Annotated in this window: 16 protein-coding genes; 13 read left to right on the top strand and 3 right to left on the bottom strand. The window is 61.1% G+C overall.

What is annotated here, in order from left to right; translation table 11 throughout:
- Positions 1–11: 11 nt before the first annotated feature.
- The 12 genes from RMV17_RS27665 to madM all read left to right on the top strand — a co-directional run bounded on the left by RMV17_RS27665 (position 12) and on the right by madM (position 14,850).
- Complete coding sequence (locus RMV17_RS27665) at positions 12–5,909, top strand: Hpt domain-containing protein (protein WP_311884005.1); 5,898 nt, start codon at positions 12–14, stop codon at positions 5,907–5,909.
- Positions 5,902–6,372, top strand: a complete 471-nt coding sequence (locus RMV17_RS27660; protein WP_311884003.1) for a chemotaxis protein CheW — start codon at positions 5,902–5,904, stop codon at positions 6,370–6,372. The genes RMV17_RS27665 and RMV17_RS27660 overlap by 8 nt, the downstream gene beginning before the upstream one ends.
- 528 nt (positions 6,373–6,900) lie before the next feature.
- Positions 6,901–7,266 (top strand): DUF6124 family protein, encoded by a 366-nt coding sequence (locus RMV17_RS27655; protein WP_034153647.1) that lies wholly within the window; start codon positions 6,901–6,903, stop codon positions 7,264–7,266.
- Between the two features lie 337 nt (positions 7,267–7,603).
- Positions 7,604–9,274 (top strand): malonate decarboxylase subunit alpha, encoded by a 1,671-nt coding sequence (gene mdcA / locus RMV17_RS27650; RefSeq protein WP_311884000.1) that lies wholly within the window; start codon positions 7,604–7,606, stop codon positions 9,272–9,274.
- Entirely contained in the window at positions 9,274–10,146 is an 873-nt protein-coding gene (locus RMV17_RS27645) for a triphosphoribosyl-dephospho-CoA synthase (protein ID WP_311883998.1), read from the top strand. Before mdcA ends, RMV17_RS27645 begins: the two co-directional genes overlap by 1 nt.
- Entirely contained in the window at positions 10,146–10,445 is a 300-nt protein-coding gene (locus RMV17_RS27640) for a malonate decarboxylase subunit delta (protein ID WP_007913697.1), read from the top strand. Before RMV17_RS27645 ends, RMV17_RS27640 begins: the two co-directional genes overlap by 1 nt.
- Entirely contained in the window at positions 10,438–11,289 is an 852-nt protein-coding gene (locus RMV17_RS27635) for a biotin-independent malonate decarboxylase subunit beta (RefSeq protein WP_311883996.1), read from the top strand. The genes RMV17_RS27640 and RMV17_RS27635 overlap by 8 nt, the downstream gene beginning before the upstream one ends.
- Positions 11,286–12,071 carry a biotin-independent malonate decarboxylase subunit gamma gene (gene mdcE, locus RMV17_RS27630; RefSeq protein WP_311883994.1) on the top strand — a complete coding sequence of 262 codons (786 nt, stop codon included), beginning with the start codon at positions 11,286–11,288 and terminating at the stop codon, positions 12,069–12,071. The genes RMV17_RS27635 and mdcE overlap by 4 nt, the downstream gene beginning before the upstream one ends.
- Positions 12,065–12,685 carry a malonate decarboxylase holo-ACP synthase gene (locus RMV17_RS27625; RefSeq protein ID WP_311883991.1) on the top strand — a complete coding sequence of 207 codons (621 nt, stop codon included), beginning with the start codon at positions 12,065–12,067 and terminating at the stop codon, positions 12,683–12,685. Before mdcE ends, RMV17_RS27625 begins: the two co-directional genes overlap by 7 nt.
- Positions 12,682–13,602: a malonate decarboxylase subunit epsilon gene (gene mdcH, locus RMV17_RS27620; protein WP_311883990.1), complete on the top strand. Its 921-nt coding sequence runs from the start codon at positions 12,682–12,684 to the stop codon at positions 13,600–13,602. Before RMV17_RS27625 ends, mdcH begins: the two co-directional genes overlap by 4 nt.
- A gap of 65 nt (positions 13,603–13,667) precedes the next feature.
- On the top strand, positions 13,668–14,084 hold the full coding sequence (gene madL, locus RMV17_RS27615; protein WP_095121489.1) for a malonate transporter subunit MadL: 417 nt from the start codon (positions 13,668–13,670) through the stop codon (positions 14,082–14,084).
- A 1-nt stretch (position 14,085) separates the two neighbouring features.
- The gene (madM, locus tag RMV17_RS27610; protein WP_007913704.1) at positions 14,086–14,850 is read left to right on the top strand and encodes a malonate transporter subunit MadM; all 765 of its coding nucleotides are present in this window, start codon (positions 14,086–14,088) and stop codon (positions 14,848–14,850) included.
- A 320-nt stretch (positions 14,851–15,170) separates the two neighbouring features.
- Here madM and RMV17_RS27605 read toward each other — a convergent pair whose 3' ends face one another.
- A complete protein-coding gene (locus tag RMV17_RS27605) occupies positions 15,171–16,091 on the bottom strand; it encodes a LysR substrate-binding domain-containing protein (protein ID WP_077574886.1) in 921 nt (306 codons plus the stop codon).
- A 187-nt stretch (positions 16,092–16,278) separates the two neighbouring features.
- On the opposite strand from RMV17_RS27605, the gene trhA reads away from it, so the two are divergent.
- Positions 16,279–16,896: a PAQR family membrane homeostasis protein TrhA gene (gene trhA / locus RMV17_RS27600; RefSeq protein ID WP_007913708.1), complete on the top strand. Its 618-nt coding sequence runs from the start codon at positions 16,279–16,281 to the stop codon at positions 16,894–16,896.
- Between the two features lie 111 nt (positions 16,897–17,007).
- On the opposite strand, the gene RMV17_RS27595 is transcribed toward trhA, so the two are convergent.
- Entirely contained in the window at positions 17,008–17,727 is a 720-nt protein-coding gene (locus tag RMV17_RS27595; RefSeq protein WP_311883984.1) for a 16S rRNA (uracil(1498)-N(3))-methyltransferase, read from the bottom strand.
- A 132-nt stretch (positions 17,728–17,859) separates the two neighbouring features.
- Positions 17,860–19,266, bottom strand: coding sequence for an adenosylmethionine--8-amino-7-oxononanoate transaminase (locus tag RMV17_RS27590; RefSeq protein WP_095112782.1), 1,407 nt, complete (start codon positions 19,264–19,266; stop codon positions 17,860–17,862).
- Between the last annotated feature and the right edge of the window lie 223 nt (positions 19,267–19,489).

Below are 19,489 nucleotides of genomic sequence, written 5' to 3'. Positions count from 1 at the left end.
GTGGAGTGGTTATGGGTGATCGGCACGACTACGTGGCCCTCGAATGGGTCAAAGGCGAAATTGCCGAAACGCTGAGGCTGGCGCATCAGGCGATTGAAGCCGTGCTCGATGATCCGCAGGCCTTTCCCGGGCTGGACGAGTGCCTGGATTACATCCATCAGGTTCACGGCAGCTTGCAGATGGTCGAATTCTACGGCGCAGCGTTGCTCGCCGAAGAAATGGAGCATCTGGTCGAAGCCTTGCAGCATGAGCGCGTCAGCCATCGCGACGAAGCCCTGCATCTTTTGCTGCAAGCCCTTGGGCAATTGCCGATCTACCTTGACCGCGTGCAAAGCGCCCGGCGTGATTTGCCGTTGGTGGTGCTGCCGCTGATCAACGATCTGCGCAGCGCCCGTGGCGAAAGCCTGTTGTCTGAAACCAGCCTGTTCAGCCCGCAACTGCCTGAGTTACCGCCCTTGAACGCCGAAGCACTGGCGCTGCTTGAGCCGGCAGAGTTGCCGAACGTGCTGCGCAAATTACGCCAGATGCTGCAAATGGCTTTGGTCGGTCTGCTGCGTGAACAGGATGACCAGACCCACCTCGGTTATCTGGCCAAAGTCTTCACCCGCCTCGAAGCGCTGAGCGGCGATTCACCCCTGAGCCCACTGTGGCAAGTCGCCTCGGCGCTGGTCGAAGGCATGCGTGAAGGCGTCATCGCCAACAGTCCGGCGCTGCGCAGCCTGTTCAAGGACGCCGACAAAGAGCTCAAGCGCCTGCTCGAACAAGGCATGGCCGGCCTCAATCAACCGCCACCGCCGGAGCTGCTGAAAAGCCTGTTGTTCTATATTGCCAAAGCCGAACATCCCACCGGGCAGATGCTGACCATGAAAGATCGCTACTCCCTGGACGACGCGTTGCCCGACAGCGCGATGGTCGATGAAGAACGCGCACGCCTGGCCGGCCCCGACCGCGATGCGATGCGCTCGGTGCTGGCTGCCTTGTGTGAAGAACTGGTGCGGGTCAAGGAGCGCCTCGACCTGTTCGTGCGCAGCGACCGTCAGCACACCTCGGATCTGGAAAGCCTGCTCGCACCGTTGCGGCAGATCGCCGACACCCTCGCCGTGCTCGGTTTCGGCCAGCCGCGCAAAGTGATCATTGATCAATTGGCCGTGGTGCTCAGCCTTGCCCAGGGCCAGCGCGAGCCGAACGACGCAATCCTGATGGACGTTGCCGGCGCGCTGCTCTACGTCGAAGCGACGCTGGCCGGGATGGTCGGCACGGTCGAACCGGAAAGCCCGGAAGATGCGCGCCTGCCGACCACCGACCTGACGCAGATTCATCAGATCGTCATCAAGGAAGCGCGCATCTGCCTGCAACAGGCCAAGGACATGATCGTCGACTACATCGACGCCGATTGGGATCGCCAGCACCTGCAACCGTTGCCGGCGCTGCTGACTCAGGTGCGCGGTGCGCTGGCGATGATTCCGTTGAATCGCGCGGCGAGTCTGGTCGAAGCCTGCAACGGTTTTATCCGCGAGCATTTGCTGCTCGATCCGCACGAGCCGGGTTGGGAGCAACTCGATCATCTGGCCGATGTCATCAGCAGCCTCGAGTATTACCTCGAGCGCCTGAGCGACGACCCGCAGGCACCGGGCGAGCAACTGCTGGATGTCGCGCAGAAATCCCTCGCCAGCCTCGGTTTCTTCCCAAATGAGCCGCACGTTCCCGTCCTCGAAGACGTGCTCAGCCCCAGCGAAGCGTTGGTGATGCAGGACATGCAGGCGCTCGACGACCCGGAGATCGTGCAGTCGCTGGCCGACGTTCTGGCCAGCCCGGTGTCAGCGGTCAACCCGCCAGCGCTGATCACCCCCGGCAGCCTGATGCCGCCACCAGCCGATGAAGAACCGGTCGACGATGAATTGCGCGAAGTGTTCCTTGAGGAGACCGACGAAGTCCTCGAAGTTCTCCATGAATACCTGCCACGCTGGATCGCCAATTCGCAGGATCGTGATGCGCTGACCGAACTGCGCCGCGCCTTTCACACCCTCAAGGGCAGCGGGCGCATGGTCCGCGCGCTGATTCTCGGTGAGCTGGCGTGGGCAGTGGAAAACCTGCTCAACCGTGTGCTCGAACAAAGTGTCGAACCGGGCTCGGTGGTGCAGCAAGTGCTGACCGACACCGTGCTGTTGCTGCCCGAGCTGATCAGCGAATTCGCCACTAACAGCCAACGGCAACGCAGCGATGTCGATCAACTCGCGGCCCGTGCGCACGCCTTGGCCAAAGGGGTTGAGCCGCTGGCTGCCGAAGACGTCGACGATGTCGCGGCGCTGGATCCGCTGTTGCTGGAAATCTTCCGCAAAGAAGCCGAGACGCACCTCGCCAGCCTCAATCGTTTTCTCGATCAGGCCGCCGAGCATGTGCCGTTGCAGGCCAGCGACGAGTTGCAGCGCGCCTTGCACACGCTCAAGGGCAGTGCCTCGATGGCCGGCGTATTGCCGATTGCCGAACTGGCTGCACCGCTCGATCAACTGGCCCGCGAATTCAAGGCGCACCAGTTGCCGCTGGACCTCGACGAAGTGGAATTGCTCCTCGAAGCCGAGGGCTTGTTCCGCGTCGGCCTGCGTCAACTCAAGCATGATCCGCTGGCGCCGATTGTCGGTGCGCAGTCGCTGATCAAACGCTCGGAAACCCTGCTCGCCGAGCGTCTGGAATCGATCCTCAGTGCGCCGAACACCGGCCTGCGGATCAAGCGCGATCCGCAACTGATCAACAACTTTCTCGCTCAAGGCATGGACATCCTCCTCGACGCGGAAAACCTCTTGCAGCGCTGGCAGCAACATCCCGGCGAACGTCAGGAACTCAGCGCGTTGCTGGATGAGCTGACCACCCTTGGCGAAGGCGCGCACCTGGCCGATCTGCTGCCAGTCGATGTGTTGTGCGAAGCCTTGCTTGACCTGTATGGCGCGGTGGAAGAAAGCAGCCTGGCGGTCAGCGAACGGTTTTTTCAGGAAGCGCAAAACGCCCATGAAGCGCTGATCAACATGCTCGACGAACTGGCGGCCGGACAGGAAGTCACGCCGCAACCGGCGCGGATTCGGGCGCTGCATGACCTGCTTGATGAGAGTCTCGATCCGTCGTCGATGGGCCTGATCCGCAGTGATGGCAGCCGCACCCTGAGCATCCGTGAACTGGGCAGCGCCACCGCCGAGTTGCAGCAAAAGGCAACGGCGCTTGAACCCGATGACGAGATCGTCGAGATCTTCCTCGAAGAGGCGGTCGACATTCTCGACAGCTCAGGCCAAGCCCTGCAGCGCTGGCTGAACGACCCGGATAACGTTGCGCCGCTGTCCTCGTTGCAGCGCGATTTGCATACGCTCAAGGGCGGCGCGCGGATGGCTGAAGTCGAGGCCATCGGCGATTTGGCCCAGGAGCTGGAAAGCCTTTACGAAGGTCTGGTCGATCGTCGCTACAGCTACAGCGAAACCTTGGGACGCTTGCTGCTCAAGAGCCATGACCGCTTGGCGTTGTTGCTTGATCAACTGCAAAACCATCAGCCGCTGACGCCGGCACAGGAACTGATCGAAACGATCCGTCAGGTCCGCCAAGGCCAAAACGTTGCCGAAACGCCGCCAGCAATAACCGAGCACGACAGCGCCGGTCACGACCCGGAGCTGCTGGAAATCTTCCTCGAAGAAGGTTTCGACATCATCGAAAACTCCGGCGCCGCACTGCTGCGCTGGCAGGCCGAGCCGGGCAATCGTCAGGAAGTGGAAACCCTGCTGCGCGATCTGCATACCCTCAAGGGTGGCGCGCGGATGGTCGAGATCGGCCCGATCGGCGACCTCGCGCATGAGCTGGAATACCTTTACGAAAGTCTTTCCAGCGGCGCTTTGCAGGCGTCGGCGGAGCTGTTCGCACTGGTGCAGCGCGGCCATGATCGACTGGCGCAAATGCTCGATGGCGTGCGCGCCGGGCAACCGTGTCCACCGGCGGATCGGCTGATCAACGCAATCCAGAACTTCAGCCATCCGGTAACGATTGAAACACCGCCAGCGGTGCCGCTGCCCGCCAAGACCGAACCCGCGCCACTGGCTGCCGAGGCTGGCGCGGACATGGTTAAAGTCTCCGCCGAACTGCTCGATGAGCTGGTCAATCTGGCCGGCGAAACCTCGATCTTCCGTGGCCGTATCGAACAGCAGGTCAACGATGCGCAGATCGCCCTGAACGAGATGGAAACCACCATCGAACGCATGCGCGATCAGTTGCGCCGCCTCGACACGGAAACCCAAGGGCGGATTCTCAGCCGTCAGCAAGTCGATGCCGAACGCCTCGGCTACGAAGAGTTCGACCCACTGGAAATGGACCGCCATTCGCAGTTGCAGCAACTGTCGCGGGCGCTGTTCGAATCGGCTTCCGACTTGCTCGACCTCAAGGAAACCCTCGACCGCCGCAATCACGACGCGGAGAACCTGTTGCAGCAACAGGGCCGCATCAACACCGAATTGCAGGAAGGCCTGATGCGCACGCGCATGGTGCCGTTCGAGCGAATGTTGCCGCGTTTGAAACGCATCGTCCGCCAGGTCGCCGAAGAACTGAACAAAGACGTCGCGTTTGTCGTCGGCAACGCCGAAGGCGAGATGGACCGCAACGTGCTGGAGCGTATGGCGGCGCCGCTGGAACACATGCTGCGCAACGCCGTCGACCACGGTCTGGAGTCCGCCGAAGTGCGGCTGGCGGCGGGTAAACCGGCGCAAGGGCAGATCAGCCTCGACCTGTCCCGCGAGGGCGGCGACATCGTTTTCGATATTCGCGATGACGGCGCCGGGGTGCCGCTGGAAGCGGTGCGGCGCAAGGCGATCAAGCGCGGCATGCTCGCGCCGGAAGCCGAAATCAGCGACCGCGACGTGTTGCAGTTCATCCTTCAGCCGGGCTTTTCCACAGCGGAAAAGATCACCCAGATTTCCGGGCGCGGCGTCGGCATGGACGTGGTGCACGAAGAGGTGCGGCAGCTCGGCGGCAGCATGAGCATTGATTCGGTGCCGGGGCAGGGCGTGCATTTCCGCATTCGTCTGCCGTTCACCGTGTCGGTCAACCGTGCGCTGATGGTGCAGTGCGGTGAGGATCAATATGCGATCCCGCTGAACACCATCGAAGGCATCGTCCGCGTGTTGCCGAATGATCTGGAAGCTCACTTCCGGGTTGATCCACCGCGCTACCAATACGGCGGCCAGACCTATGAGCTGTGCTACCTCGGCGAACTGCTGAAAACCGCGCCACGGCCGAAACTGCTCGGGCAGAACCTGCCATTGCCGGTGCTGCTGGTGCACTACAACGATCGGCGCATCGCGGTGCTGGTCGATACCATGGCCGGCACCCGCGAGATCGTGGTCAAGAGCCTTGGCGCGCAATTCGCGGCAGTGCAGGGCGTGTCCGGGGCGACGATTCTCGGCGATGGTCGGGTGGTGCTGATTCTCGATTTGTTCGCACCGATTCGGGCGATGCAAGCGCGGGTTGCGCAGACGCCAACGCTGCCGGAGATCGACAGCGAGCCGCACAAGCCGCTGCTGGTGATGGTGGTCGACGACTCGGTCACCGTGCGCAAGGTCACCAGCCGTTTGCTCGAACGCCACGGCATGAACGTGCTGACCGCCAAGGACGGTGTCGACGCCATGCTACTGCTGGAAGAACACATGCCCGACCTGATGCTGCTCGACATCGAAATGCCGCGCATGGACGGCTTCGAAGTCGCCACCCAGGTGCGCAACGACGAACGCCTGCAACACTTGCCGATCATCATGATCACCTCGCGCACCGGGCAGAAACACCGCGACCGCGCCATGGCGATTGGCGTCAACGACTACCTCGGCAAGCCGTATCAAGAGTCGGTGCTGCTTGAAAGCATTGCCCAGTGGAGCAAGAAACATGCATGAGCGCCGGCATAATCAGCGCAGCAGTCAGTTGACCGGGTTGCTGCTGCCGTTGGCGGATCGCAATTTGATCCTGCCTAACGTCGCTGTCGCTGAGCTGATCGATTACCAGGCCAGCGCCTTCGATCTGGATACGCCGCCGTGGTATCTGGGGCGGGTGATGTGGCGTGAGCGGCAGATTCCGTTGCTGAGTTTTGAATCGGCGTGCGGGCAGAAAATCGTCATTGGCGAGCGCGCGCGGATTGTGATTTTGAATGCGCTGGGTGGGTTGCCGGAGTTGAAGTTCATTGCGCTGCTGGTGCAGGGGATTCCGCGGTCGTACAAGCTCGACAGTCAGTTGAGTTATGTCGATGTGCCGTTGTGTGCGCTGGAGCAGGCGGCGGTGCAGGTCGGGGAGCAAGTGGCGAAGGTGCCGGATTTGTTGGGGCTGGAGGAGTTGTTGGTGGAGGCGGGGCTGGTCCATTGATCCAGAATTCGTGTTGCTCTGACTGGCCTCATCGCTGGCAAGCCAGCTCCCACAGGGTTTTGTGTGGTTCACCGAATTCGAATACAACTCGGACACTGTGGGAGCTGGCTTGCCAGCGATGGGGCTAGCTGCATAAGCAAATTCTTACAGGCAAATCCTCGATTTCTGCAGTGCAATAAACACCCTTCAGCCCGCTGTTTAAAGACACTCTGTGTTACGGCTCCCTAGCCTACAAATCCTTGCGCCGCTGCCTACGCATGCACCAGAATCCGCCGGCTTGTGCGCCTTTGGCATGCTGCGTAATTTGATTCCGTCACTGATTTCCAGTGATCGGGTTTAGCAGCCTGTGGTTAATCTAAGGGTGCACGTGCATCATCGTCAGGCTTAGCGCCTGCATTCGATGGCGGCTGTGCGCAGGGCGCTTCGGCGCGCCGGCTTCCTTAGGTTCCCCGGTCTGCTAACCTGCGTTCAGCTGCCACCCCTTCTTTTAGCAGAGAAGCGGTTCCAGCTTTATTTCGGAACCTGAAAATGATTAAACCTACGCCTAACCCCCCGCTCACCGACCCGGCATCCCCCTACGAATCCCCCGACTCGAAGAAATTCCACGAAGCCGCCGAGCGCGCCCTCGACCATTACCTTGGCCCGACCAACGCCGATCTGATGGCCACGCCTTACACCCCCAACACGCTGTACATGGCCAATCCCAATGCCGACACCGAATCCCTGCTGGCCGACGCCAGTGAAACCCTCGGCTCGGCCACGGTGATGCTTAACAACCATGCGGCAATGGTGGAAGGTACGCACCGCAAGACTGTGCAGGGTATTGCTCAGGTGGTGATGGTGGCGGAAATGGCCGTCAACCGTTTGTTGGATAGGTTGGTGCCGACGGAGTGACTTAAAAGCTGACCCTCACCCCAGCCCTCCCGAAACGTCGGACCGCCCGTAGGGAGAGGGGGCCGACCGAGGTGTCTGGCGTTGTACATCGACCTGAAAAACCGAGTCGATTATGGATATGGTGAACCTAGTAAATTCTGGATTCAGTACAACATTCCCAGGTCGGCGCAATTCCTGAATATCCCCCAATCGGTCCCCTCTCCCTCCGGGAGAGGGCTAGGGTGAGGGCGGCTCTTGATCGTTACCCTGACCGTAACGATTCACCACCGCGCTTGATTGATGCCCCCACCCCACACGCCTACCTTAGCTCCACGACAGCGAACCCCGTGGAGTGAGCATGACAACAACAATTTCCCCCGACTCGCGCTGGACGCGGCGGCGCGATGAGAAGCAGCGCCGCCTCGACAAGGTGCGCGGGCTGGCCGACGGTGTGGTGTTGCCCACCGACAAGATCGTCGCCGCGCTCGAAGCGCTGATCCACCCCGGCGACCGTGTGGTACTCGAGGGCAACAACCAGAAGCAAGCGGATTTCCTTTCGCGTTCGCTGGCCAAAGCCGATCCGGAAAAGCTCCACGACCTGCACATGATCATGCCCAGCGTCGGTCGCTCTGAGCACCTTGACCTGTTCGAACGTGGCATCGCCCGCAAACTCGATTTCTCCTTCGCCGGCACTCAAAGCCTGCGCATCAGCCAGTTGCTCGAAGACGGCCTGCTGGAAGTCGGCGCGATCCACACTTACATCGAACTCTATGCCCGACTGGTGGTGGACCTGATCCCCAACGTCGTGCTCTCGGCCGGTTTCATGGCCGACCGCGCCGGCAACATCTACACTGGCCCGAGCACCGAAGACACACCGGCATTGATCGAACCCGCCGCGTTCAGCGACGGCATCGTCATCGTCCAGGTCAACCAATTGGTCGACGACGTCAGCGAACTGCCGCGAGTGGACATTCCTGCGTCGTGGGTCGATTTCGTCGTGGTGGCGGACAAGCCGTTCTACATCGAACCGCTGTTCACCCGCGACCCACGCCATATCAAGCCTGTGCACGTGTTGATGGCGATGATGGCGATCCGTGGCATCTACGAAAAACACAACGTGCAGTCGCTCAATCACGGCATCGGTTTCAACACCGCCGCCATCGAATTGATCCTGCCGACCTACGGCGAATCCCTCGGCCTCAAAGGCAAGATCTGCCGCAACTGGACGCTCAACCCGCACCCGACGCTGATCCCGGCGATAGAGAGCGGCTGGGTCGAAAGCGTGCATTGCTTCGGCACCGAACTGGGCATGGAAAATTACATCGCCGCGCGCCCGGACGTGTTCTTCACCGGTCGCGACGGCTCGCTGCGTTCCAACCGGATGTTCTGTCAGCTCGCCGGGCAATACGCGGTGGATCTGTTTATCGGCGCGACGTTGCAGGTCGATGGCGATTGCCATTCCTCAACCGTGACCCGAGGCCGCCTCGCCGGCTTCGGCGGTGCGCCGAACATGGGCCACGACCCGCGCGGTCGCCGTCACGGCACCCCGGCGTGGCTGGACATGCGCCACGACGACTCGCAGCAACCGATGCTCGAACGCGGTAAAAAACTCGTGGTGCAAATGGTCGAGACCTTCCAGGAGGGTGGCAAACCGACCTTCGTCGAAACCCTCGACGCCGTGGAAGTGGCGAAGAAAAGCGGCATGCCGCTGGCGCCGATCATGATCTACGGCGACGACGTCACCCACCTGCTCACCGAAGAAGGCATCGCCTACCTGTACAAGGCGCGCTCGCTGGAAGAGCGCCAGGCGATGATCGCCGCAGTCGCCGGTGTCACCGCCATCGGCCTGCGCCACAACCCGAAAGACACCGAACGCATGCGCCGTGAAGGCCTGATCGCCTTGCCCGAAGACCTCGGCATCCGCCGCACCGACGCAACTCGCGAATTGCTCGCGGCGAAAAGCGTGGCCGATCTGGTCGAGTGGTCCGGCGGCCTGTACAACCCGCCCGCCAAATTCAGGAGCTGGTAATGCACGCACTTAATCTGCAAGCGAAACCGCTGTCCCTGGCTGATCGATTGGCCGATCTGGCGGTGGACGCGCTGATCGACGAAGCTGATCTGTCGCCGAAACCGGCGCTGGTCGACCGTCGCGGCAATGGCGCGCACACCGATCTGCACCTGGGCCTGATGCACGCTTCGGCGCTGTCGTTGTGGCCGGCGTTCAAGGAAATGGCGGAAGCGGCGGTTGAAATCGGCAATGTCGATTCAACCTTGCGCGAAGCGATTGGCCGCATCGGACGTGAGGGCGAGCAAGCCATGCTCACAACCACCAACGGCGTGAACACGCATCGCGGTGCAATTTGGGCGCTGGGATTGTTGGTGACGGCCGCTGCACTGGAGCCACAATCCTCTAGTGCTAACGCAGTCTCTCTGCGCGCTGCACGTCTGGCCTTGCTGGATGATCGCCACGCACCCAAACCGTTGAGCCACGGCGCCCAAGTTGCCCTGCGTTACGGCGCACGCGGCGCTCGTGAAGAGGCGCAACTCGGCTTCCCATCGGTGCTGCAACGCGGCCTGCCGCAACTAAAACGCAGCCGCGCCAACGGCCACGGCGAACAGAACGCCCGGCTCGACGCCTTGCTCGCAATCATGACGAATCTGGCCGACACCTGCGTGCTCTACCGCGCCGGCGAAGAGGGCCTGCACGCCATGCAAAGCGGCGCGCAAGCAGTGCTCGACGCCGGTGGCGGCGCCAGCCTCAGCGGTCGCCGCCGCTTGCACGAACTGGATCAACAACTCATCGCATTGAATGCCTCGCCCGGTGGCGCCGCCGACTTGCTCGCCGCCACGCTGCTGCTCGATCGTATCGAGCGCGACGGCATCCTTCAGGGAGCGTTTTGATGGAAACCCTATCGTTTGAATTCCCCGCCGGTCAGCCGCCACGCGGTCGTGCGCTGGTCGGTTGTGTCGGCTCGGGTGATCTGGAAGTGCTGATCGAGCCGGGCCTGGCCGGCAAGCTGACGATCAATGTGCAGACCTCGGTCAACGGCGCGCAACTGCGCTGGCAGCACCTGTTTGCGCGGATGTTCGACGGCACCACGCCGCCGGCAATGGCCATCGATATCCACGACTTCGGCGCGACGCCGGGGGTGGTGCGCTTGCGTCTGGAACAAGGTTTCGAGGAGATCGGCCATGACTGACAGCGCAGCGCTTTTGAACAAACACAGCTTCGTCGAACTCGGCGCGCGGCAACGGGCGAAAGCCTTGCTCGATGCCGGCAGTTTTCGCGAATTGCTCGATCCGTTTCAACGGGTGATGTCGCCGTGGCTTGAACGTCAGGGCGTGGTGCCGCAGGCCGATGACGGCGTGGTGATTGCCAAGGGTAGTCTCGACGGTTTGCCAGTGGTCATCGCCGCAATTGAAGGCGCGTTTCAGGGTGGCAGCCTTGGCGAAGTCGGCGGAGCAAAAATTGCCGGCGCGCTGGAGCTGGCGGCTGAAGACAACCGCAAAGGCATTCCGACCCGCGCGGTGTTGCTGCTGGAAACCGGTGGTGTGCGCTTGCAGGAGGCCAATCTCGGGTTGGCGGCGATTGCTGATATTCATGCGGCGATTGTCGATTTGCAGCAGTACCAACCGGTGGTCGGTGTGGTCGCTGGCAGCGTTGGTTGTTTCGGTGGTATGTCGATTGCGGCGGCGCTGTGCAGCTATTTGCTGGTGACTCAGGAAGCGCGCCTCGGTTTGAACGGCCCGCAAGTGATTGAGCAGGAAGCGGGGATCGAGGAATACGACTCGCGCGACCGGCCATTCATTTGGAGCCTGACCGGTGGCGAGCAGCGGTTTGCCAGTGGTCTGGTGGATCGTTATGTGGCCGATGACGTGGCGAATATTCGTCAGCAGGTTGGTGAATTACTGCAGCAGGGTTTGCCGACACAGCCACGCAGCCAGTGCGCCGAATGGTTTCTGCAACGCCTGAGCAGTCTGAACACTGACCCGCAAATCGAGCCGTCGGTGGTTCGCGATCTGTATCAAGGAGAGCGCTCATGAGCGGTTATTCATTGCGCGGTTTGAACTGGTTCGACGCCTTGAGCACCGGAGCGAAAGCCGTTGAGGGTTTGCCGCCATCGCTGCGGGTTGCCGATGGTGAACTTGGGCGTTTTATCGCTGTGGTCGCTGATCCGGACAATCGTTTTCTGCGTGCGCGCAATGGTGAAGTCGGCTTGCTTGAAGGCTGGGGTCTGGCCAAGGCCGTGGATGACGCGATCACGGCTGACCGCGATAAAGCGCAGAAGCGCCCGATCATCGCCATCGTCGATGTGCCGAGCCAGGCTTATGGTCGGCGCGAAGAAGCCCTCGGCATTCATCAGGCGCTGGCCGGTGCGGCGGACAGTTATGCCCGCGCGCGTTTGGCTGGGCATCCGGTGATTGCGTTGTTGGTCGGTAAAGCGATGTCCGGGGCGTTTCTGGCTCATGGTTATCAGGCCAATCGTTTGATTGCGCTGCGCGATCCCGGCGTGATGGTGCATGCGATGGGCAAGGCTTCGGCGGCGCGGGTAACCTTGCGCAGTGTTGAAGAACTGGAAGCGCTGGCCGCCAGTGTGCCGCCGATGGCTTATGACATCGACAGTTATGCGAGCCTCGGTTTGCTCTGGGAAACCCTGTCGGTGCAACAGATTGAGCAGCCGACGGCGGAGGATCTGGCACGGGTGAACGAATGCCTGAAACAGGCCATCGGCGATATCGCCAGCACTGACTTGAGCAATCGCCTCGGCGCTAAAAATCGTGCTGCTTCCAGCCGTGTACGCGAGCTGCTGAGGGCGCAGTGGTGAGCACGCCTCTGGCCCACGACCTGCTCTGGGGCATGACCCCGGCGCAGTTGCCGGCGGATGCGCCGTTGTGGGCAGTCGAGTCGCTGGCCGCCGGCCAACCGGTGGTAGTGCGGCGGGCGTTGAGTGCTGAAGGTTTTGTCGCGGTGGGCGTGCGCGGCGTGTTACGCGAGCAACGGCTGGCAGCGTTTATGGCGGTCGACTCGATTGCATGTCGCGTCAGTCCGGAAGCGCTTTGTCACGTTGAGTGCGAGCGCGATCTGCCGGTCATGCACGCGCTCCAGCAACTGCGGCCGATGCTCGACGATTGCGGTTGGGTCTGGGGTGTCAGCGGCAGTGTCGGGTTTGAACTGGCCAGTGGGTTTAAAGCGATGCACGCGGCTAGTGACCTCGATCTGATTCTGCGCACGCCGCAACTGATTACCCGCAATCAGGCACGCAAACTGGTCGTGCTTTTTGATCAGGCTGTGTGCCGGGTCGACCTGCAGTTGCAGACGCCGTTCGGTGCTGTGGCGTTGCGTGAATGGGCCAGCGGTTCGGCGCGCGTGCTGCTGAAAAATGCCCATCAGGCTTGCTTGGTGACCGATCCATGGAACCCCCAGGAGCAGGCAGCGTGAGCAGTCTGCTGGTGTTCCCCGGCCAGGGCGCGCAGCAAGCGGGCATGCTTCAGCGCTTGCCTCGGGAAACCTTGGTCGAGGCCAGTGATGTGCTCGATGAGGATGTTTTGCTGCTCGACTCTGCTCAAGCATTGCGCACGACAAGGGCGGTTCAGCTGTGCTTGCTGATCGCCGGAGTCGCTGCTTCGCGGCAGTTGTTGCAGGACGGACTCACGGCGGATTACGTCGCCGGTCTATCCATTGGCGCTTACCCGGCAGCGGTGGTCGCCGGGGCGCTGAGCTTCAGCGACGCGTTGCATCTGGTCAGCCTGCGCGGTGAGTTGATGCAGCAGGCTTATCCACAAGGCTACGGCATGACCGCGATCATCGGTCTGCAGTTATCCACAGTCGAATCGCTGCTGGCGCAGGTACACAGCGAGGATTCGCCTGTGTATCTGGCCAACATCAACGCAAACAATCAGGTGGTGATTGCCGGCAGTGACAAGGCCATGCAAGCGGTCGCGGATCTGGCGCGCAGTCGTGGTGCCGGTCTGGCAAAACGTCTGGCGGTAAGTGTGCCGTCGCACTGCCCATTGCTGGAAAAACCGGCGCAAACCCTCGCCGAAGCGTTCGCCAAGGTTGAACTGACAACCGCGAAAATCGCTTACCTGAGCGGCAGCCGCGCGCGCCCTGTGACCAAAGTTGAAGCGCTGCGCGACGACCTCGCCTTCAACATGTGCCGCGTGGTGGATTGGCGCGGCACCGTGCAAAGCGCTTACGAGCGCGGCGTACGTTTACAGATCGAACTGCCGCCCGGTGCGGTGCTGACCGGGCTGGCGCGCCGGGTGTTCGAACAAGGCACCGTGACTGCCTTCGACAGTGCGCGCCTCGACACCTTGCAGGCGCTGTTGCGAGAGGAGGGTGGCCGCCAACTCTAAAACCGCCGACTCAAGCTTCGAACAACAAAAACAACATTCGACGATGCACTTTGAGGACTACAACAATGATTATTTACGGTGTGGCGCTGCTCGCGATCTGTACGCTGGCAGGGGTGATCATGGGTGACATGCTCGGCGTGTTGTTGGGCGTCAAATCCAATGTCGGCGGGGTCGGCATCGCCATGATCCTGTTGATTTGCGCGCGGTTGTGGATGCAGAAGCGCGGCGGCATGACCAAGGAATGCGAGATGGGCGTCGGCTTCTGGGGCGCGATGTACATTCCGGTGGTGGTGGCGATGGCGGCGCAACAGAACGTTGTCACCGCGCTACACGGCGGCCCGGTGGCGGTGCTGGCGGCGATCGGTTCGGTGGTGGTTTGTGGCTGCACGATTGCCCTGATCAGCCGCACGCATAAAGGCGAGCCATTGCCCGACGAACCGGCGGAAGTCTCCCCGGTCGGCACGCCAGTAGGGGGTCGCTGATATGTGGGATCTCATCGAGAAAGGTCTGGAACATAACGGGCTGGTCACTGCATTCGCTTTTGTCGGCGTGATCATGTGGGTGTCGGTGGTTCTGTCCAAACGCCTGACGTTCGGACGCATTCACGGCTCGGCGATCGCCATCGTTATTGGTCTGGTTTTGGCGTGGGTCGGCGGCACCATGACCGGCGGGCAGAAAGGTCTGGCGGATCTGACACTGTTCTCCGGTATCGGCCTGATGGGCGGGGCGATGCTGCGTGACTTTGCGATTGTGGCCACGGCGTTTGAAGTGCAGGCGACCGAGGCGAAGAAGGCCGGGTTGATTGGTGTGATCGCGTTGCTGCTGGGCACGATTCTGCCGTTCATTGTCGGCGCGTGCATGGCCTGGGCGTTTGGTTATCGTGATGCGGTGAGCATGACCACCATTGGCGCCGGGGCGGTGACTTACATTGTTGGGCCAGTGACCGGTGCGGCGATTGGCGCGACCTCGGATGTGATGGCGCTGTCGATTGCCACCGGGTTGATCAAGGCGATTCTGGTGATGGTCGGCACGCCGGTCGCGGCGCGCTGGATGGGCCTGGATAACCCGCGTTCGGCGATGGTGTTTGGTGGCTTGGCCGGGACTGTCAGTGGCGTTACAGCTGGGTTGGCGGCGACGGATCGGCGGTTGGTGCCTTATGGGGCGTTGACGGCTACGTTTCATACCGGGCTTGGGTGTTTGCTGGGGCCATCGCTGTTGTTTTTCATTGTTCGCGGGATTGTGGGTTGAAGATCAAAAGCCCCTCACCCTAGCCCTCCCGAAACGTCGGACCGCCCGTAGGGAGAGGGGACTGACCGCGTTGGATGTTGGAGGTACGCCGACCTGTAAGTCCTGAGTCAAACTCAGGCTTGAAACCCACGGAGATCTGTTCCCTTTCCCCCTCTACCCTTTGGCGGAGAGGGGACTGACCGAGGTGGATGTTGGAGGTACGCCGACCTGAAAGTCCTGAGTCGAACTCAGGTCTTGAAACCCATGAAGATCTGCTCCCTTTCCCCCTCGCCCCCTTGGGGGAGAGGGCTGGGGTGAGGGGGTAAGCTCTTGATCTGCTGTTAATCCGCCAACTGCCGATTGGCATACATCCGACACTCCGCCAACAGCGCCAGCAAATTCGGGTCCCTTTCCTTGGCTTTCAAAAACACCACACCAATGTGCTGCTGCAACCGGTACTTCTCCTGCAACGGAATCAGCTTCACCCGGTTCTCATACACCGCTGCAATCCTTCCCGGCAGCAACGCATAACCCACCCCCGAACTGACCATGCTCAACAGCGTGAAGATGTCATTCACCTGCATCGCCACCTTCGGCTCGAACCCCGCCTGCTTGAATACCCGGTTACCGTCCTGATGCGTGGCAAAGCCTTGGGTCAGGGTGATGAAGGTTTCATCGCGCACCTCAGCCAGATCCACCTCACTGCGCTGGGCGAACTTTGAATCCGCCGGGGTGGCGAGGAAGATGTCGTCGGAAAACAGCGCAATCTGCTCGCAATCCGGGTCGTTGATGCTGTCGTCCAGCGACACCAGAATCGCGTCGACTTCCATGTTTTTCAGCTTGTAGAGCAGGTCGATGTTCGAGCCGAGGATAAGGTCGATATTGAGTTCACTGCGGCGAATCTTCAGGCCCATGATCAGTTGCGGTACGGTTTTCACTGTCAGCGAGTACAGCGAGCCGAGTTTGAAGCGTTCAGCGGAGAACCCGGCGGCTTCGCGGGTCAGACGTACGCTTTCGACGACGTCGTTGATCAATTTCTGTGCGCGTTCTTCGAGGACGTAAGCACTTTCCAGCGGTGTCAGGTTGCGGCCTTCGTGTTTGAACAGCGGGCAGCGCAGGGCGCTTTCCAGCGAGTGAATCGCGCGATGCACGCTGACGTTGCTGGTCTGCAACTCGGCGGCGGCGCGGGCGAGGTTGCCGGTGCGCATGAAAGCGAGGAACACCTCGAGTTTTTTCAGGGTCAATTCTTCGTCGATCAGCATGGCGCGGACTCTTTTTGGAATGCGTCGATTGTGCCTTGAAGATCAAAAGATCGCAGCCTTCGGCAGCTCCTACATTGGAATGTGTTCGAAGGTAGGAGCTGCCGAAGGCTGCGATCTTTTGATTGCGCTTTTACGCGCAAGGCCCGAGCCTTGCGCGCTGCGGTAATGAATATGAGGTAAGCGATACATGTATCACGGAGAACGATTGAACGCCTGGACCCATCTGGTCGGGGCGGTGGCGGCTTTTGTTGGCGGCGTCTGGATGTTGGTGATTGCCTGCCTGGACGGCAGCCCGTGGAAGATTGTCAGTGTGGCGATTTACGCTTTCACCCTGCTGGTGCTTTACAGCGCCTCGACCGTGTACCACAGCGTGCGCGGGCGCAAGAAAGCGATCATGAAGAAGGTCGATCACTTTTCGATCTACCTGCTGATTGCCGGTAGCTACACGCCGTTCTGCCTGGTCACCCTGCGCGGGCCGTGGGGCTGGACGCTGTTCGGGATTGTCTGGGGGCTGGCGCTGATCGGCATCCTGCAAGAGATAAAACCGCGTTCGGAGGCGCGGATTCTGTCGATAGTGATTTACGCGGTGATGGGCTGGATTGTGTTGGTGGCGGTGAAGCCGTTGATTGCGGCGTTGGGTACGACAGGTTTTGCCTGGCTGGCGTCGGGCGGGGTTTTGTATACGGTGGGGATTATCTTTTTTGCCCTTGATCACCGGTTGCGGCATGCGCACGGGATCTGGCATCTGTTCGTGATCGCCGGGAGTTTGCTGCACTTTGTCGCGATTCTGTTTTACGTCTTGTAGACCGAGGTGCGGCTAATCGCTGGCAAGCCAGCTCCCACAGGGTTCAGTGTTGTTCACAAATGTTGTGGCCAACAAAGCACCTGTGGGAGCTGGCTTGCCAGCGATGGCGTCCTAGAAATCACCCCACAATTGTTGGGCTACCGCCAACGCCACGACCGGCGCCGTCTCGGTGCGCAGCACGCGCGGACCGAGGCGGGCGGCGTGGAAGCCGTTGCCTTTGGCCTGCTCGACTTCGGCATCCGTCAAACCGCCTTCAGGCCCGATCAGAAACGCCAGCGTCGCCGGTTTGGCATGACTCACCAACGGCTCTGCCACCGGATGCAACACCAGTTTCAACTCGGCTTCAGTCTGCTTGATCCAGTCCGCCAACAACACCGGCGGATGAATCACCGGCACCCGCGAACGCCCACATTGCTCGCAGGCGCTGATCGCCACCTGACGCCAGTGCAGCAGGCGTTTGTCGGCGCGTTCGTCCTTGAGGCGGACTTCGCAACGATCACTGAAGATCGGCGTGATTTCATTCACGCCCAGTTCGGTGGCTTTCTGAATCGCCCAATCCATGCGCTCGCCACGGGACAGGCCCTGGCCGAGGTGGATGTGCAGCGGCGATTCGACCTGACCGGCGAATTGCTCGTCGATCTGTACGGTCACGCGCTTCTTGCCGACTTCCAGCAGAGCACCGCGGAACTCATGGCCAGAGCCGTCGAACAACTGCACTGCATCGCCCTCGGTCATGCGCAGCACGCGGCTGATGTAATGCGCCTGGGCTTCCGGCAATTCGTGTTCGCCGGTGCTCAGGGGGGCATCGATAAAGAAGCGGGACAGTCTCATTTCGGGTCTCTCAGATTAGATCGTTCCCACGCTCTGCGTGGGAATGCCTCAATGGACGCTCTGCGTCCGCTTTGGGACGCGGAGCGTCCCGGGCTGCATGCCCACGCGGAGCGTGGGAACGAGAAGTTACGGTTAGCCCGGGTCGCGGAAGCCGGGGTGGAAGTCTTTCGGCACGGCGACGCTAACGCTGTCACGCGTGGCAATGTCGATGCCTTCGCTGGCGACTTCAGCAAGGAAGTCGATCTGCTCCGGGGTGATCACGTATGGCGGCAGGAAATACACCACGCTGCCCAGCGGACGCAGCAACGCGCCACGTTCCAGCGCATGCTGGAACACCTTCAAGCCACGGCGCTCCTGCCAAGGGTAGGCCTCTTTCGTGGCTTTATCCTTGACCATCTCGATCGCCAGGACCATCCCGGTCTGGCGTACTTCCGACACGTTTGGGTGATCAACAAGATGCGCCGTCGCCGAGGCCATGCGCTGGGCCAGGGCCTTGTTGTTCTCGATGACGTTGTCCTGCTCGAAGATATCCAGCGTCGCCAGTGCTGCCGCGCACGCCAGCGGGTTGCCGGTGTAGCTGTGCGAATGGAGAAAGGCGCGCAGGGTTGGATAGTCGTCGTAGAACGCGCTGTAGACCTCGTCGGTGGTCAGGCACGCCGCCAGCGGCAGGTAGCCGCCGGTCAGGGCCTTGGACAGGCAGAGGAAATCCGGGCGGATGCCGGCCTGTTCACAGGCGAACATGGTCCCGGTGCGGCCGAAGCCGACAGCGATTTCGTCGAGGATCAAATGCACGCCGTAGCGATCGCAGGATTCGCGTAGCAGCTTGAGGTACACCGGGTGATACATACGCATGCCGCCGGCGCCCTGAATCAGCGGCTCGACGATCACTGCCGCGACGCTGTCATGATTTTCTGCCAAGGTCTGTTCCATGGCGGCGAACATGTTGCGCGAATGCTCTTCCCAGCTCATGCCTTCGGGGCGCCCGTAGCAATCCGGGCTCGGCACTTTGATGGTGTCCATCAGCAGCGCTTTGTAGGTTTCGGTGAACAGCGGCACGTCGCCGACCGCCATCGCTGCCATGGTTTCGCCGTGGTAGCTGTTGGTCAGGGTGACGAAGCGCTTTTTGTTTGGCTGGCCGCGATTGAGCCAATAGTGAAAGCTCATTTTCAGCGCGACTTCGATGCAGGACGAACCGTTATCGGCGTAGAACACCCGGTTCAGACCCTCCGGCGTCATCTTTACCAGACGCTCGGACAGCTCGATCACTGGTTGATGGCTGAAGCCGGCCAGAATCACGTGTTCCAACTGATCGACCTGGTCCTTGATGCGCTGGTTGATGCGCGGGTTGGCGTGGCCAAACACGTTGACCCACCACGAGCTGACGGCGTCGAGGTAGCGCTTGCCTTCGAAGTCTTCGAGCCAGACGCCTTCACCGCGCTTGATCGGGATCAGCGGCAGCTGTTCGTGGTCTTTCATCTGGGTGCAGGGATGCCACAACACCGCGAGGTCGCGTTGCATCCACTGGTTATTCAGGCCCATTTACAGTCTCCTCGAGGCGGCTCGCGACAGGCGCGGGCAAACAATCGCGCAAGCCTATGCAATGCGTCGCGCGGGGACAACCCATTGTGTCGATTGAGCTACTTTGTATGAGCCGATAGACGTCGCTGGCGGCGTTTTGATGGCTAACGTATTCTTCGCGGTTCTTTGGGTCGTCTGACCCGCAAAACTGCTTTTTCCTACGTGTATTTCCGGAGTTCGCTGA

The sequence above is a fragment of the Pseudomonas sp. VD-NE ins genome, assembly GCF_031882575.1.
Classification (GTDB): domain Bacteria; phylum Pseudomonadota; class Gammaproteobacteria; order Pseudomonadales; family Pseudomonadaceae; genus Aquipseudomonas; species Aquipseudomonas fluorescens_BZ.
This window is presented reverse-complemented; position numbering and strand designations above follow the sequence as displayed.